This window comes from Pseudomonas sp. G11 (assembly GCF_029457515.1).
Taxonomy (GTDB): Bacteria; Pseudomonadota; Gammaproteobacteria; order Pseudomonadales; family Pseudomonadaceae; genus Aquipseudomonas; species Aquipseudomonas gorinensis.
In genome coordinates, this window is the sequence record NZ_CP120377.1 from 3,058,016 (window position 1) to 3,071,276 (window position 13,261).

13 protein-coding genes are annotated in these 13,261 nt (G+C 61.6%); 11 read left to right on the forward strand and 2 right to left on the reverse strand.

The features are described from left to right. Positions 1 to 85: 85 nt before the first annotated feature. On the reverse strand, positions 86 to 1,015 hold the full coding sequence (locus tag P2T68_RS14165; protein WP_024076213.1) for a DMT family transporter: 930 nt from the start codon (positions 1,013 to 1,015) through the stop codon (positions 86 to 88). Positions 1,016 to 1,107: 92 nt separating this feature from the next. On the opposite strand from P2T68_RS14165, the gene P2T68_RS14170 reads away from it, so the two are divergent. From P2T68_RS14170 to P2T68_RS14185, 4 genes are all read left to right on the forward strand, one after another. Continuing rightward, positions 1,108 to 1,671, forward strand: coding sequence for an XRE family transcriptional regulator (locus tag P2T68_RS14170; protein WP_024076212.1), 564 nt, complete (start codon positions 1,108 to 1,110; stop codon positions 1,669 to 1,671). A 154-nt stretch (positions 1,672 to 1,825) separates the two neighbouring features. Beyond that, a complete protein-coding gene (locus P2T68_RS14175; protein WP_277379497.1) occupies positions 1,826 to 3,022 on the forward strand; it encodes an SfnB family sulfur acquisition oxidoreductase in 1,197 nt (398 codons plus the stop codon). A 9-nt stretch (positions 3,023 to 3,031) separates the two neighbouring features. Then, on the forward strand, positions 3,032 to 3,358 hold the full coding sequence (locus P2T68_RS14180; RefSeq protein ID WP_193689512.1) for an acyl-CoA dehydrogenase: 327 nt from the start codon (positions 3,032 to 3,034) through the stop codon (positions 3,356 to 3,358). Next, complete coding sequence (locus P2T68_RS14185; protein ID WP_024076209.1) at positions 3,358 to 4,734, forward strand: LLM class flavin-dependent oxidoreductase; 1,377 nt, start codon at positions 3,358 to 3,360, stop codon at positions 4,732 to 4,734. Before P2T68_RS14180 ends, P2T68_RS14185 begins: the two co-directional genes overlap by 1 nt. Before the next feature lie 85 nt (positions 4,735 to 4,819). On the opposite strand, the gene P2T68_RS14190 is transcribed toward P2T68_RS14185, so the two are convergent. After that, the gene (locus P2T68_RS14190) at positions 4,820 to 5,713 is read right to left on the reverse strand and encodes a hypothetical protein (RefSeq protein ID WP_069076520.1); all 894 of its coding nucleotides are present in this window, start codon (positions 5,711 to 5,713) and stop codon (positions 4,820 to 4,822) included. A 389-nt stretch (positions 5,714 to 6,102) separates the two neighbouring features. Here P2T68_RS14190 and P2T68_RS14195 point away from each other — a divergent pair, with 389 nt between their 5' ends. Genes P2T68_RS14195 through P2T68_RS14225 form a run of 7 tightly spaced genes read left to right on the forward strand, consistent with a single transcriptional unit; the run spans position 6,103 to position 13,247 of the window. Next, positions 6,103 to 7,005, forward strand: coding sequence for an AMP-binding protein (locus tag P2T68_RS14195; RefSeq protein ID WP_024076207.1), 903 nt, complete (start codon positions 6,103 to 6,105; stop codon positions 7,003 to 7,005). Further along, a complete protein-coding gene (locus P2T68_RS14200; protein WP_024076206.1) occupies positions 7,002 to 7,775 on the forward strand; it encodes an ABC transporter ATP-binding protein in 774 nt (257 codons plus the stop codon). The genes P2T68_RS14195 and P2T68_RS14200 overlap by 4 nt, the downstream gene beginning before the upstream one ends. Beyond that, a complete protein-coding gene (locus P2T68_RS14205; protein WP_024076205.1) occupies positions 7,772 to 8,653 on the forward strand; it encodes a branched-chain amino acid ABC transporter permease in 882 nt (293 codons plus the stop codon). The genes P2T68_RS14200 and P2T68_RS14205 overlap by 4 nt, the downstream gene beginning before the upstream one ends. Before the next feature lie 4 nt (positions 8,654 to 8,657). Continuing rightward, complete coding sequence (locus P2T68_RS14210; protein ID WP_024076204.1) at positions 8,658 to 9,707, forward strand: branched-chain amino acid ABC transporter permease; 1,050 nt, start codon at positions 8,658 to 8,660, stop codon at positions 9,705 to 9,707. A gap of 21 nt (positions 9,708 to 9,728) precedes the next feature. After that, positions 9,729 to 11,069: an ABC transporter substrate-binding protein gene (locus tag P2T68_RS14215; protein ID WP_024076203.1), complete on the forward strand. Its 1,341-nt coding sequence runs from the start codon at positions 9,729 to 9,731 to the stop codon at positions 11,067 to 11,069. Between the two features lie 3 nt (positions 11,070 to 11,072). Beyond that, complete coding sequence (locus tag P2T68_RS14220) at positions 11,073 to 11,840, forward strand: ABC transporter ATP-binding protein (RefSeq protein WP_024076202.1); 768 nt, start codon at positions 11,073 to 11,075, stop codon at positions 11,838 to 11,840. A gap of 12 nt (positions 11,841 to 11,852) precedes the next feature. Next, positions 11,853 to 13,247, forward strand: coding sequence for an FAD/NAD(P)-binding protein (locus P2T68_RS14225; RefSeq protein WP_102625049.1), 1,395 nt, complete (start codon positions 11,853 to 11,855; stop codon positions 13,245 to 13,247). Positions 13,248 to 13,261: the final 14 nt, after the last annotated feature.

A 13,261-nucleotide genomic window follows, 5' to 3' on the forward strand; every position in this document is an offset into this window, starting at 1 on the left:
CGCTTGCCACAGTTACCGTGTTCCTCCTTGACAGACTGGCATCAGGGCTTGCCCGCGTTAGGTTGCTTCGCAGCCCCCAGCTGCCTCAATTCTGACGCTCTTGCTCCAACGCCTCTTCCAGCGCCTGCGCCTTTTGCCCGCGCGTCTTCATCTCGCTCACAATCACCGCCACCACAATCAACGCCGCCCCCAGCATCGCAATCGGCGAGAACCGCTCGCCAGCGATCCGCCCCACAACGCCTGCCCACACCGGTTCCCCGGCATAGATCAACGTGGCCCGTGTCGGCGAAACGCTCTGCTGCGCCCAGTTCATTGCGACCTGGATCACCGCACTGGTCAGGCCCAGGCCCACGGCGCTGAACAGCAGCAGCCAGGAGAACCCCGGCAACGCTTCGCCCATCGGCACCACCATCAGGAACGACAGCAGCGACGCCGTTGCCAGTTGCACCACGGTCACCCGGCGTACGTCTACCTGCCCGGCAAACGCACTGATCAAAATGATCTCGGCGGCTATCGCCACCGCACCGATCAAGGTCGCGATCTCCCCAGCGCTGAAATTCAGCGATGCCCCAGCCGGCCCGGTCAACAACATCAACCCGGCAAACGCCAGCATGATGCCAATGCTCGGCATCAACCCCGGACGACGGCCCAGCACCAGCCATTGCAGCAACGGCACAAACGGCACATACAGCGCGGTAATGAACGCCGATTGGCTGCTCAAGATCGTCTGCAGGCCAATGGTCTGCAAGCCATAGCCGAACATGATCGCCACGCCGATAAACACGCCCGCCTTCAGTTCGAACAACGTCAGGTCGCGTAAGGTCCGCAAGGAAAAGAACCCCACCACAACCGCCGCCGCGGCAAAGCGCAGGCCCACGAAAAACATCGGCCCGCTGACGGTCATGGCGTGTTGCACCAGCAAAAACGTGCCGCCCCAAATCATCGTGATAAACACCAGGATGCATTCGGCTTTGCTGAAGCGGTTGAAACGCGGGGAGGATTTCGGGGTGGTCATGGCGGCTCGGTCTTGCAAGGGAAAGGCACGGACCGCACAATGCGCCGCACGCTGGGCAGTATACTGCGCACACCCACCCATTGAGCAATATAGTGCACAAAGAAAATCCACAACGGGCTTCGGTCCTGCAGCACGTCAGCCAGAACGTTCGTCGCCTGCGTCATGCTGCCGACATGAGCCAGACTGCGCTTTCGGAAAAGTCCGGGGTCAGCCGGCGCATGCTGGTGGCCATCGAAGCGGGGGAGAAGAACGTCAGCCTGTCCACCCTCGACCGTGTGGCCGAAGCGCTGGATGTGGCGTTCAGCGACCTGATCCAGGCGCCGGATGTGCGCGATCACAGCCGCATCAACGAGCTGGCCTGGGCCGGCGAAATCGACGGCAGCAAGGCGGTGTTGCTGGCCAAGGCCACGGCGCGGCGTGAGGTCGAATTGTGGGAGTGGCGCCTTGAGCCGGGTGATCGCTATTGCCCGGACCCCGACCTGGAAGGGTGGAGCGAGCAACTGTTCGTCTTCGAGGGCAGCCTGACGTTGGTGGTCGGCGACCAGGAAAACACCATCGGTGCCGGCGAATTCTTCATGTTCGCCAGCCACCAGCCCCATGCCTATCGCAATGACGGCCACGTTGCCGTGCGCTTTGTGCGCAATGTGGTGATCTAACTGTTTGCCAGCCAACAGTGGATGGACACTTTGCTGGTTTGAAACCGCGGTTGCGCGCCCGTATACGCAGCAACCCACTGATTTTACTGACGATTAAATTCAGGCACGACTCCTGCAATCACTCCAGCATCCCCTCGGAGCCTGGAGTCGGCCCATGTCTGCCCACCCTCAACACCCTGCCCATATCATCCGCTCGGACGCGGAAGCCATCGAGGTCGCCCGGCGCCTGGCCGAACGCTTTGCGGTCGACGCCAGTGCGCGCGACCGTGAGCGGCGCCTGCCGCTTGCCGAGCTTGACGAGTTTTCCGCCAGCGGCTTGTGGGGCATCACCGTTCCCAAAGCCTACGGCGGCGCCGAGGTGTCCTATGTGACCGTGGCCGAGGTGATCAAGTTGATCTCCGCTGCCGACCCTTCACTGGGGCAAATCCCACAGAACCACCTGGGCGTGGTGGATATCCTGCTGCAAACCGCCACCGAGGAACAAAAGCGACACTACTTCGGCAAGGTCCTGGCCGGCTACCGTTTCGGCAATGCGTTCTCCGAGGCCAAGAGCAAAAACGCCGGCACCTTCGATACCCAGATCCGTTTTCACGGCGACACCGCGCAGATCAATGGCGAGAAGTTCTACTGCACCGGTGCGCTGTTCGCCCATCTGGTGCCCACCGTTGGCAATAACGAGCGCGGCCAGGCGTTTATTGCCTTGGTTGAACGCGATGCGCCAGGCCTCACCGTTATCGACAGTTGGGACGGCTTCGGCCAGCGCACCACCGCCAGCGGCGGCGTGACCCTCGATGGCGTAACCGTGCCCCTCAGCGCGGTGATCCCCGCTCACCAGGCCTTCGATCAACCCACCGCCAACGGCCCGATTTCACAGATCATCCAGGCGGCGGTCGACACCGGCATCGCCCTGGGCGCCCTTGAACAAGCCAAGATCTATGCGCGCCAGGCGCGACCCTGGATCGACAGCCAGCAGGATCACGGCTGGCAAGACCCGTTCACCATCGCCGCCATCGGCGATCTGGAATGGCGTGTGCACGGCACCGAAGCCATCCTCGCCAAGGCCGGCAAGGCTGTGGACCTGGCCCTGGCCGAACCGAATGAAGACACCGTCGCCAACGCTTCACTGATCGTCGCCCAGGCCAAAGTCCTGTCGGCCGAAACCGCGTTGCTCGCCAGCAGCAAGCTCTTCGAACTGGCCGGCACCCGCTCCGTCACCGGCAAACATAACCTTGACCGCTTCTGGCGCAACGCACGCACCCACACCCTGCACGACCCGGCCCGCTGGAAATACCACCTGATCGGCAATTTCGTGCTCAACGGCGTGAAGCCCGCGCGCCACGCCTGGAACTGAGGATTGACCATGACCGCACTGAGCCTTGCGCGCCAACTGTTGGACAGCACCCGCCGCCATGTCGAGACAAGCGATGACCCCTATGTCATCAGCCGCTTCGGTGATCTACAGATCCGCGTCGACGTGGCCGCCGCCCTGCTGGAACGCGCTGAAACCCACCCCAGCCCGGTGGCCGCCACCGAAGCGCAGATCGCCGCCGCCGAAGCCCTCATCGCCGCGAGCAACGCCGAATTCGAACTGACCGGCCAACGCACCGAACTGCCGTCGAGCCTCGATGACCCGTTGCGCTGGAAATACCAGATCGTCGGCAACTATCACCTCAACGGAGTGCTTTGATGTCCCGTGAAATCCGCTTGAATGCCTTCGACATGAACTGTGTCGGCCACCAATCGCCCGGCCTGTGGGCGCACCCGCGTGACCGTTCGTGGCAGTACAAGGACCTGGAGTACTGGACCGACCTGGCGAAAATCCTTGAGCGCGGCAAGTTCGACGGCTTGTTCATCGCCGACGTGCTGGGTATCTACGATGTGTACAACGGCAATGGCGACGCGGCCATTCGCCAGGCGACCCAGGTGCCGGTCAATGATCCGCTGTCGCTGATCGCGCCGATGGCGCTGGTCACCGAGCATCTGGGCTTCGGCCTGACTGCCTCGCTGTCCTTCGAGCATCCGTATCCATTTGCCCGTCGGCTCTCCACCCTCGACCACCTGACCAAGGGCCGTATCGGCTGGAACATCGTCACCTCCTACCTGGAAAGCGGCGCCAAGAACCTCGGCCAGAAAGCCCAGACCGAACACGACGCGCGCTACGACTACGCCGAGGAATACCTGGAGGTCTGCTACAAACTCTGGGAAGGCAGTTGGGAGGAGGGCGCCGTGTTGCGCGACCGCGAGCGCCGGATTTTCAGCGACCCGAGCAAGATCCACGAGATCCGTCATGTCGGCAAACACTTCCAGGTGCCCGGTATTCACCTGTGTGAACCCTCGCCGCAGCGCACGCCGGTGCTGTACCAGGCCGGTGCGTCCAGCCGTGGCAAGCAGTTCGCCGCTGAACAGGCCGAGTGTGTGTTCGTCGCCGCGCCATCTAAAGTCTTGCTGAAAAAGACCGTTGCCGACATCCGCCGTCGTGCCGCCGAGGCCGGGCGTGATCCGAAGAAAATCCTGATCTTCAACCTGCAGACGGTGATCGTCGGCGAGACGGATGCCAAGGCCAAAGCCAAGTTCGACGAGTACAAATCCTACGTCAGCTACGAAGGCGCGATGGCGCTGATCTCCGGCTGGACCGGTATCGATTTTAGCCAGTTCAAACCGGATGAACCGCTCAAGCATGTGCATACCAACGCCATTCAATCGGCGGTGGAAGCCTTTTCCACGGCAGACCCGAACAAGGTCTGGACGCCCAACGAGCTCGCCGATTGGGTCGGCATCGGCGGTTTTGGCCCGCTGTTTGTCGGTGGTCCGGAAACCGTGGCGGATCTGTTGCAGGAGTGGGTGGAAGAAACCGATGTGGATGGCTTCAACCTGGCCTATGCATTGACTCACGAAACCTTCATCGACGCCGTGGAGTTGCTGGTGCCGGAGTTGCAGAAGCGCGGTGTGTACAAGACTGAATATGCCCAGGGCACGTTGCGCGAGAAGTTATTTGGCAACGGAGCAAGGTTGTCGAGTTCCCATCCAGGCAGTGGTTACAGGATTTTGGAAGGTTTGCAGTGAGACAAGTACACATATGATCCTGCTGTGTAAATGGTTCAGCGGGGGATGTGATAAAGATCGCAAACCCCGCATGAAAGATAAACGCCTATCGAGTAATACTGAAAACGCCATTGCGTGCTTCGGTAAAGTGTCGCCCACCACTGGGGTCGGTTGCACCGGCCACAAAGTTGAACGTTCCTGCGAAGGTTCCCGTAATGTTATTGTTACTGTCAACGTTGGGGAGTGAACGTATTGTCAACTGACCTTCTTCGCCATGGTAGATATAAGATCCACTCATGTTATAAAAAATAACACTGACCTCTTTGCTGTCTTCACTGATAGCGTAGGTGCCTGTCGGAAGGTCTCTTGAAATGAATATGGCTATTCGATAGTCGTATACGTCTGGCCTTGTCGCAAACGCTCGCGACCATCCCGCGATCTGGTTATTTGAACTGATGTATAGATTATCCTCATTAGACTCATAGCGTGCATTGATATCGCGACTCAGGTCGCACACAACCGTCGGTGCCGCATAATTTCTTCTGCTTTCTGTGAACCCCACAAGCTCCAGAACGCCCTCACTCACGGTGACTGTTTTACCCCTGTTCTGACCCTTGAAGTTGAAAGTCGCCTTGATTGTTTTGGTGCTATTGTCAAATGTCAGTTTCAGGCTGCCTTCGGTGGCGGTGTAGTTGATTTGAGAGAAGGGGCCTGATTTTGACCAGAGGGCATTAACGCCAGAGGTGGTAGTGAAGTCTGAAGTGATGGCGTATGTTTTGTCAGTGACGTCGCCATCGTTAGGGATAAAAAAAGAAAATTCTTGAAAGTCTTGGTTCTCATTTTTTTCGGTGCGTATGTTGAGGAGCCACTTGAGTGGCAGGTCATTCATGAATAGTGAATAGTGAACGCCATCGAATGCGTCATATTCATCTTCCTCGTCTTTGATCGTTGCAGTGCACTTTAGAGATGTGTTGGCTGAGATTTTTCCGGAAGTGTTCATGATGATTCTTCCTCTGTGGGAGCATGAGGCTAAAGATTATTCGGGGGGATGTGCGACGTCTACTGTCAGGTTTGACAGGTATAGCGGGAGTTTTTTTTATTTCGAAAGATACGCTCATGCTCGTGTGGCTAAGCAGGTTTAGGTATGAGGTCGCTGTTGCTCACACCGACGGCTTAGTTGGCTTTCTGTTGCTCCAGCAACAGTTGATATGCACTTTGTTCAACGAGGCTTCTGCCCGTCGTTGTAGGCCTATGAATTAGCTGAGTTTGAAGGCAATTCTGCATTGGCATAGTTAATGCTTTGCTCTGATTGCTATTTACCGTTACCGCTTGACCCCAGACAGCCAGCGGACCACCGCACGCTTAACTCCCAGTAGGAGCTTTACCCCTATGAGCGTGCACGTACTAAAAAGCCCGCTGGCCCTGGAATGGCCCGCCGAGCGGCTCGGCAACCTGCCCAACGCGCTGGAACAACTGCACCACTGGGCGCAGACCACGCCGCTGCACACCGCCTTGCGCCACAAGCGCCAGGGCCAGTGGTATGCGTGGCGCTGGATCGACGCCTTGCGAGATGTGGAGCGCCTGGCCGATGGCTTGCGTCAGCAGGGCTTTGACGAGCAATCGCGCTTGGCCCTCAGCGGGGCGTTCGAGCCGAACCTGTTGCTCCTGGCTCTTGCGGCTCAAGCCATCGGCGGGCAAGTCCTGACCCTGGCCGATGACTTGGAGCCCGAAGCGCTGCAACAACATTTATGGCGCATCCGTCCCACCCATGCCTACACCCAGGACCGTCAGCAAGTGCGGCATTGGCAGTCGGCCAACCTGCTGGATTTTGCCCCGTTGCTCGGCCCGATCGACCCGACGCAGCACCTCGTACGCTGGTGGCAACCCAGCGGCGAAACCGCGTTGTGGAGCGAAGAGGGCACCCACTGGGAGGGGGGGCTGGCGGTGGTGTTGGAGCAATGGCTGAACAGCGGCCATGGCCTGGCCTTTCCGGAAAGCCTGGCCTCGGCGCGGCGCGATCGCAGCGAAGTCGCCCCCACCGGCTTGCTGTTGTCACCCGCACGCTTGCAGCACCTGGCCGACGAAATCGAAAGTCGCCTTGCACCCCATGGCACCTGGCGTCGGCGCCTGTGCGACTGGGCCATCGCCCACCCGCAAAGCGGCCTGCGTCGCCTGTTGAAAAACCGTGTGCGCAAGCTGCTCGGCTTTCAGCGCCTGGCTTACATCTGGCAACCCCACAAATCCACCCCTTCGCCGGTGTGGCTGGCGGAATTCAAACGGGACATCGCATGAGCCAAGCCATTCTCCAGGTGCGGGATATCTCGCTGTCGTTCAAGGGCGTCAAGGCGATCAATGCCTTGTCCTTCGAGGTGGCGCGCGGCGAGATCTGCGCGCTGATCGGTCCCAATGGTGCCGGTAAAAGCTCATTGCTCAATGTGCTCAACGGCGTGTACCGCTTCGATGCTGGCGAGATCGTCTTCGAAGACCAGCACTTCCAGCGCATCGACCCGCTGGGTGCCGCGCGCCGGGGCATTGGTCGCACCTTCCAGAACAACGCGCTGTTCAAGAAGATGAGCGTGCTCGACAACATCCTTACCGGCCTGTCGCGGCATATGCGCAGCCGTTTTATTGAACAAGCCCTGGGCTTGCCGCGCGCACGCCGGGAAGCCGAAGCGTTCCGCCTGCGCGCCCAGGGCATTCTCGAGTTTCTTGAGTTGCAAGCTCAGCGTGATGTGCTGGTGGGCAACCTCTCTTATGGCCTGCAGAAGCGTGTCGAGTTGGGCCGGGCATTGATCGCTGGGCCTAGCCTGTTACTGCTCGACGAACCCATGGCGGGCATGAACGCTGAGGAAAAACAGGAAATGGCACGCTTCGTCGCCGATGTGAACCGCGACCTGGGCACCACCGTGGTGTTGATTGAGCACGACATGGGCGTGGTGATGGGCCTGTCCGACCATGTGGTGGTGCTCGACTACGGGCGCAAGGTCGGCGACGGAACCCCCGCCGAGGTACAGGCCAACCCCGATGTGATCGCGGCTTATCTCGGAGTGGCAAACGAATGACGTTCTTCTTCGAAACCCTGCTCGGCGGCCTGCTGGCCGGCACCATGTATTCGTTGGTCGCCATCGGCTTCGTGCTGATCTACAAGGCCAGCGGTGTGTTCAATTTTGCCCAGGGCTCGATGCTGCTGTTTGCCGCGCTGACCTTCGTCAGCCTGCATGACCAGGGCGTGCCGTTTGCCCTGGCACTGCTGCTGACGGTGATCGTGATGATCGTCGGTGCCTTGCTCATCGAGCGCCTGGTCCTGCGGCCCTTGGTGAACCGTTCGCAGATCACCCTGTTCATGGCCACCCTTGGCCTGTCGTTCATCATCGAGGGCCTGGCCCAGGGCTTGATGGGGTCCCAGGTGCGTGCACTGGACCTGGGCATTGATGACGTGCCGCTGTTCATCGGGCCGCTGATGCTCAGTCAGTTCGATCTGATCGCGGCCGCGGCTGCCGTGTTGTTGGTGACGGTCCTTGCGCTGCTGTTCAACAAGACCCGCATCGGTGTGTCCCTGCGTGCGGTGGCGGATGACACCACGGCGGCGCTGTCCATCGGCATCAACCTCAACCGTATCTGGCAGATCGTCTGGGCGGTGGCGGGGATTGTCGGGCTGGTGGCCGGCTTGCTCTGGGGGGCGCGCCAGGGCGTGCAGTTTTCGCTGTCGCTGGTGGTGCTCAAGGCCCTGCCGGTGCTGATCATCGGCGGCTTTACCTCGATTGGCGGGGCCATCGTCGGCGGGCTGATTGTCGGCGCGGCGGAAAACCTTGCCGAGGTGTATATCGGCCCGTTGATCGGCGGCGGCATCACGCCGTGGTTCGCCTATGTATTGGCCTTGGCCTTCCTGTATATCCGTCCCGCCGGCCTGTTCGGCGAGCGCGCCATCGAGCGAGTCTGAAACCATGTCGATTCCCGTTGCTCAACAAACCGCGCCGTTGTTGCTGGTACAGCGACGCGTGCCCTGGGGCCTGATCGGCCTGCTGGCCCTGGCCTTTATCGTGGTGCCGCTGTGGGGCAATGACTATTGGCTCAATGCGATCCTGATCCCGTTCCTGGTGCTGTCCCTGGCCGGGCTTGGCTTGAATCTGCTGACCGGCTATACCGGGCAAACCTCGGTCGGCGCGGCGGGTTTCATGGCCGTCGGCGCGTTCGCGACCTACGGTTTCCTGTTACGCCTGCCGGAGCTGGGCCTGCCGCTGGCGCTGCTCGGTGGGGGGATTATCAGTGCGTTGGTCGGTTTGCTGTTCGGCTTGCCCAGCTCGCGGATCAAGGGCTTCTACCTGATGGTCACCACCCTGGCCGCGCAGTTTTTCCTGGAGTGGCTGTTCGTCAAGTTTCCCTGGTTCTACAACTACGGCTCGTCCGGGACCATCTCTGCGCCGAAGCTGGCGCTGTTCGGCCATGACCTCAACACGCCGCTGGGCCGCTATTGGCTGACGTTGGTGACGGTGCTGCTGTTGACCTGGACCGCCATCAACCTGGTGCGCAGCCAGGTCGGGCGCAATTGGATGGCGATCCGCGACATGGACACCGCCGCCGCCGTGGTTGGCATCCCGGTGGTGCGCTACAAGCGCCTGGCGTTTGCGGTCAGCTCGTTTTACCTGGGCATTGCCGGCGCGCTGTGGGCGTTCGCCTACCTGGGCACGGCCAGCGCCAGCAGCTTCGATATCAATCGCTCATTCCAGATCCTGTTCATCATCATCATCGGCGGCATGGGCAGCATCGCCGGCAACTTCGTGGGTGCGGCGTTTATCAGCCTGCTGCCGATTGTCCTCAGCCATGCCGGGCAGGCGCTGTTCGGCGGTTCGGTGGACGCGGGGCAGTTGCAGAACCTGCAAAAAATCATCTTTGGCGTGTTGATCATCGTGTTCCTGATCAAGGAGCCCGAGGGCTTGATCCGCCTGTTGCACAACCTGCGTGACCGTGTGCGGCAGTGGCCGCTGCGTTTCTGACATTCCTCCAAGAGAATCCTTATGCGTGCATCCTTGAAACGTTCCTTGATCGGCGCCGCGTTTACGTTGGCAACCCTGGCCGGTGCTGTCCCCCAAGCGATGGCCTCGCCGGACCAGCAATTCATTCCCCTGGCCACCTATCGCGTGGGCGCCTACGCGTCCAGCGGTGTGCAGGTGTGGGCCGGGATGATCGACTACCTGCGTTATATCAACGAGGTCGAAGGCGGCATCAATGGCGTCAAGTTGGTGTGGCAGGAATGCGAGACCGAGTGGACGGCGGAGAAAGGCATCGAATGCTACGAGCGCTTCAAGCATGGCCTGGAGGGCGCGCCGGTCGCGGTGTACCAGCCCAATGGCGCGCCGGCGGCCTATGCGCTCAGCGAAAGGGCAGAGGTGGACAAGATCCCGCTGATCACCCTCGGTTACGGGCGTACCGAAGCCACCGACGGTACGGTGTTCCCGTATAACTTTCCGGTGATGCTGACGTTCTACAGCGAGGCGTCGACCCTGGTGAACTACATCGCCCAGCGCGAGGGTGGTTTCGACAAGCTCAAGGGCAAGAAGATCGCCACGGTCTACCACGACTCGGCCTACGGTCGCGAAACCCTCGGCCCGTTGAAGTTGCTCGCCGAAAAATACGGTTTTGAAAATATCCAGATTCCGGTGGCCGACCCAGGCAACGAACAATCGGCGCAATGGCGCCAGGTCCGCCAGGCCAACCCGGACTGGGTGTTCCTGCGCACCTGGGGCGTGTCGACCCCCGTGGCGGTCAAGACCGCTGCGCGCTTCGGCTTCCCGGTGGACCATATCATCGGCGATATCTGGGCCAGTTCCAGCGAAGACGTATTGCCCGCAGGCGCCGCCGCCAAGGGCTACCTGGCCCTCACGCCGTACCCGGCCGGCAGCGACTTCGAGATCCACAAACGCCTCAAGCAATCCGTCCTCGACAAGGGCCACAGCGACCTCAAGGACCTGAAGAACTTCGGCAGCGTGTACTACAACTCCGGCCTGGTGAATGCTGCCGTGGCGGTGGAGGCGATCCGCACGGCCCAGGCCAGGTTCGGCCAGCGCCCGCTCAATGGCGAAGAAGGCCGCTGGGGCCTGGAGCACTTGAATATCGACGACGCGCGCCTCAAGGCCATGGGTTACCTGGGCCTGATGCAGAACCTCAAGCTGTCGTGCCGCGACCACGAAGGCGGCGGCTCGGCGCGGGTACAGCAGTGGGACGGTGCTCAGTGGACGCTGGTCAGCGACTGGATCGCCGCCGACCGCGCACTGTTGCGCCCGCTGATCGATGAAAAGTCCGCGGCCTTCGCCAAGGAAAAAGGCCTGACGCCACGCACCTGCACCGGGGATGAATAAACCATGAGCCTGCCTGCCGCAGAACCTGCACACGCCGCGCTGCTGACGGTCAACGACATCGAGGTCATCTACGACGGCGCGATCCTGGCGGTGGCCGGGGTGTCGCTGAGCGTGCCCAAGGGCGCCATCGTCGCCTTGCTCGGCGCGAACGGCGCCGGCAAGAGCACTACCCTCAAGGCGATCTCCGGGTTGGTGCGTGCCGAGCGCGCCGAAGTCAGCCGTGGCGTGATCGAATACGCCGGCGTCGACCTGGCCGGTGTCGACCCCAGCCAGCGTGTGCGCCAAGGCATGGTGCATGTGCTCGAAGGCCGCCATGTGTTCGGCCAGCTCAGCGTGGAAGACAACCTGCGCAGCGGTGGTTTTGTGCGGCGCCTGAGCCGCAAGGCCATGGAACACGACCTGGAGCGCATCTATGCCTGGTTCCCCCGGCTCAAGACCAAGCGCCACACCCGCGCCGGGCTGACCTCCGGTGGCGAGCAACAGATGGTCGCCATCGGTCGGGCGTTGATGACCCGTCCTACTTTGGTACTGCTCGACGAGCCGTCCATGGGTTTGGCGCCTATGATCGTGCAAGAGATCTTCGAGATCATCGCGCAGCTCAACCGCGAGCAGCAGGTGAGCTTCCTGGTCGCCGAGCAGAACATCAACGTGGCGCTCAACTATGCGTCCCACGGCTACGTGCTGGATACTGGGCGGGTGGTCCTGAGTGGCAGCGCCGCCGAGTTGCTGGCGCGGGGCGATTTGCATGACATTTATCTGGGTAAACAGTAAGGGCGAATCCGCATGAGTGAAACCATCCGCAACGCTGATGTCCTGATCATCGGCGGCGGCCTGAGCGGCACGATGCTGGCTGTGCAACTGCTGCGCCTGCCTGGCCAACGGCAAATCCTGGTGATCGAACCGCGCCGCGAACTCGGGCGTGGCGAGGCCTACAGCGCGGTCGAGTTGGGCCACACCTTAAATGGCAATGCGGCGCGCATGAGTGTCGACCCGGACAATGCCGACGACCTGACCCAATGGCTCACCGACTACATCGGTGCGGGCGGTTGGCCTGAGTCCGACCAGCAGCACGTGCCCATCAGCGAACTGTTCCCGCCACGCGGCATTTTTGGCCTGTATGCGCAGCAACGGTTGGCTGAAGCCAAGGCGTTTTCGGCGTCCACCGTCGAGCATATCCGCGCCGAGGTGGTCGATCTGCAAGTCGAGGACGAGGGGGTATTGCTGACCCTCGACAACGGCCAGCAACTGCGCGGCGCCCAAGCGGTGTTGGCCACTGGCATGTTCCCGGCGGCGCGCACGCCCCAGACCGAGTCCAGCGGTTTGAACGCTGCGGCCGTCGACCCGTGGGACGTGCAGGCCATGACCCAGATCGACCCGCAGGCGCCCGTGCTGATCATCGGCTCCGGGCTGACCATGGTGGATGCCGTGGTGTCCCTGGAACAGGCCGGGCATCGTGGGCCGATTGAGGTGTTTTCCCGTCACGGCCTGCTGCCCCATGTGCGCCGGCAACCGCCCAGCTGGGAAGACTTTCTCGGCGCGAACCACAACCTGCGAAGCCCTCGGCAACTGCTGCGCGAGGTGCGTCGCCAATGCCGCCTCGCGCTGGAGCAGGGTATCGATTGGCAGGCGCCGTTGGACACGGTGCGCGCCCATATCGGCCGGTTGTGGAGCCAGGCCAGCGAGGGCGAGAAGCGTCAGTTCGTGCGGCATGTGCGGCCATGGTGGGAAAGCCATCATCACCGTTCCCCGCCGTTGAGTGCGCAGTTGGTGGCCAGGCTGCATGAGGAGGGGCGGTTACGGATTCAAGCGGCCTCGTACAAGGGCCTGGAGCCTTCGGGCAGCGGCGTGACCATTCGTTTGCGTCGGCGTGGCGAACCTGCGGTGACTCTGGTGTCGGGCGCAGCCCTGATCAACTCCAGCGGCATCGAGTACGACTGGCGCCGCGTGGCCCGGCCACTGCCGCAACAGTTGCTCAAGCGCGGGTTGGTCCAGCCTGGGCCGTTGGCGTTGGGGATTGCGGCGGATGCGTCGGGGGCGGTGCTGGATGCCCAGGGCCAGGTCAGTGCGCGCTTGTTCGCCATGGGCCCGCCGTTGCGCGGGATGTGGTGGGAGAGCACGGCGGTGACCGATGTGGCGCTTCAAGCCAAGGCACTGGCTTCAACGCTGACAGAAATCTAAATGTGGGAGGGGGC

What these genes read in the sequence shown, in the direction of transcription:
- P2T68_RS14180 (WP_193689512.1), top strand. Translation starts at nt 3,032, where the DNA reads ATGACCGCACTGAGCCTTGCGCGCCAACTGTTGGACAGCACCCGCCGC.
- P2T68_RS14210 (WP_024076204.1), top strand. Translation starts at nt 8,658, where the DNA reads ATGTCGATTCCCGTTGCTCAACAAACCGCGCCGTTGTTGCTGGTACAG.
- P2T68_RS14220 (WP_024076202.1), top strand. Translation starts at nt 11,073, where the DNA reads ATGAGCCTGCCTGCCGCAGAACCTGCACACGCCGCGCTGCTGACGGTC.
- P2T68_RS14225 (WP_102625049.1), top strand. Translation starts at nt 11,853, where the DNA reads ATGAGTGAAACCATCCGCAACGCTGATGTCCTGATCATCGGCGGCGGC.
- P2T68_RS14185 (WP_024076209.1), top strand. Translation starts at nt 3,358, where the DNA reads ATGTCCCGTGAAATCCGCTTGAATGCCTTCGACATGAACTGTGTCGGC.
- P2T68_RS14165 (WP_024076213.1), bottom strand. Translation starts at nt 1,015, where the DNA reads ATGACCACCCCGAAATCCTCCCCGCGTTTCAACCGCTTCAGCAAAGCC.
- P2T68_RS14215 (WP_024076203.1), top strand. Translation starts at nt 9,729, where the DNA reads ATGCGTGCATCCTTGAAACGTTCCTTGATCGGCGCCGCGTTTACGTTG.
- P2T68_RS14175 (WP_277379497.1), top strand. Translation starts at nt 1,826, where the DNA reads ATGTCTGCCCACCCTCAACACCCTGCCCATATCATCCGCTCGGACGCG.
- P2T68_RS14200 (WP_024076206.1), top strand. Translation starts at nt 7,002, where the DNA reads ATGAGCCAAGCCATTCTCCAGGTGCGGGATATCTCGCTGTCGTTCAAG.
- P2T68_RS14195 (WP_024076207.1), top strand. Translation starts at nt 6,103, where the DNA reads ATGAGCGTGCACGTACTAAAAAGCCCGCTGGCCCTGGAATGGCCCGCC.
- P2T68_RS14190 (WP_069076520.1), bottom strand. Translation starts at nt 5,713, where the DNA reads ATGAACACTTCCGGAAAAATCTCAGCCAACACATCTCTAAAGTGCACT.
- P2T68_RS14205 (WP_024076205.1), top strand. Translation starts at nt 7,772, where the DNA reads ATGACGTTCTTCTTCGAAACCCTGCTCGGCGGCCTGCTGGCCGGCACC.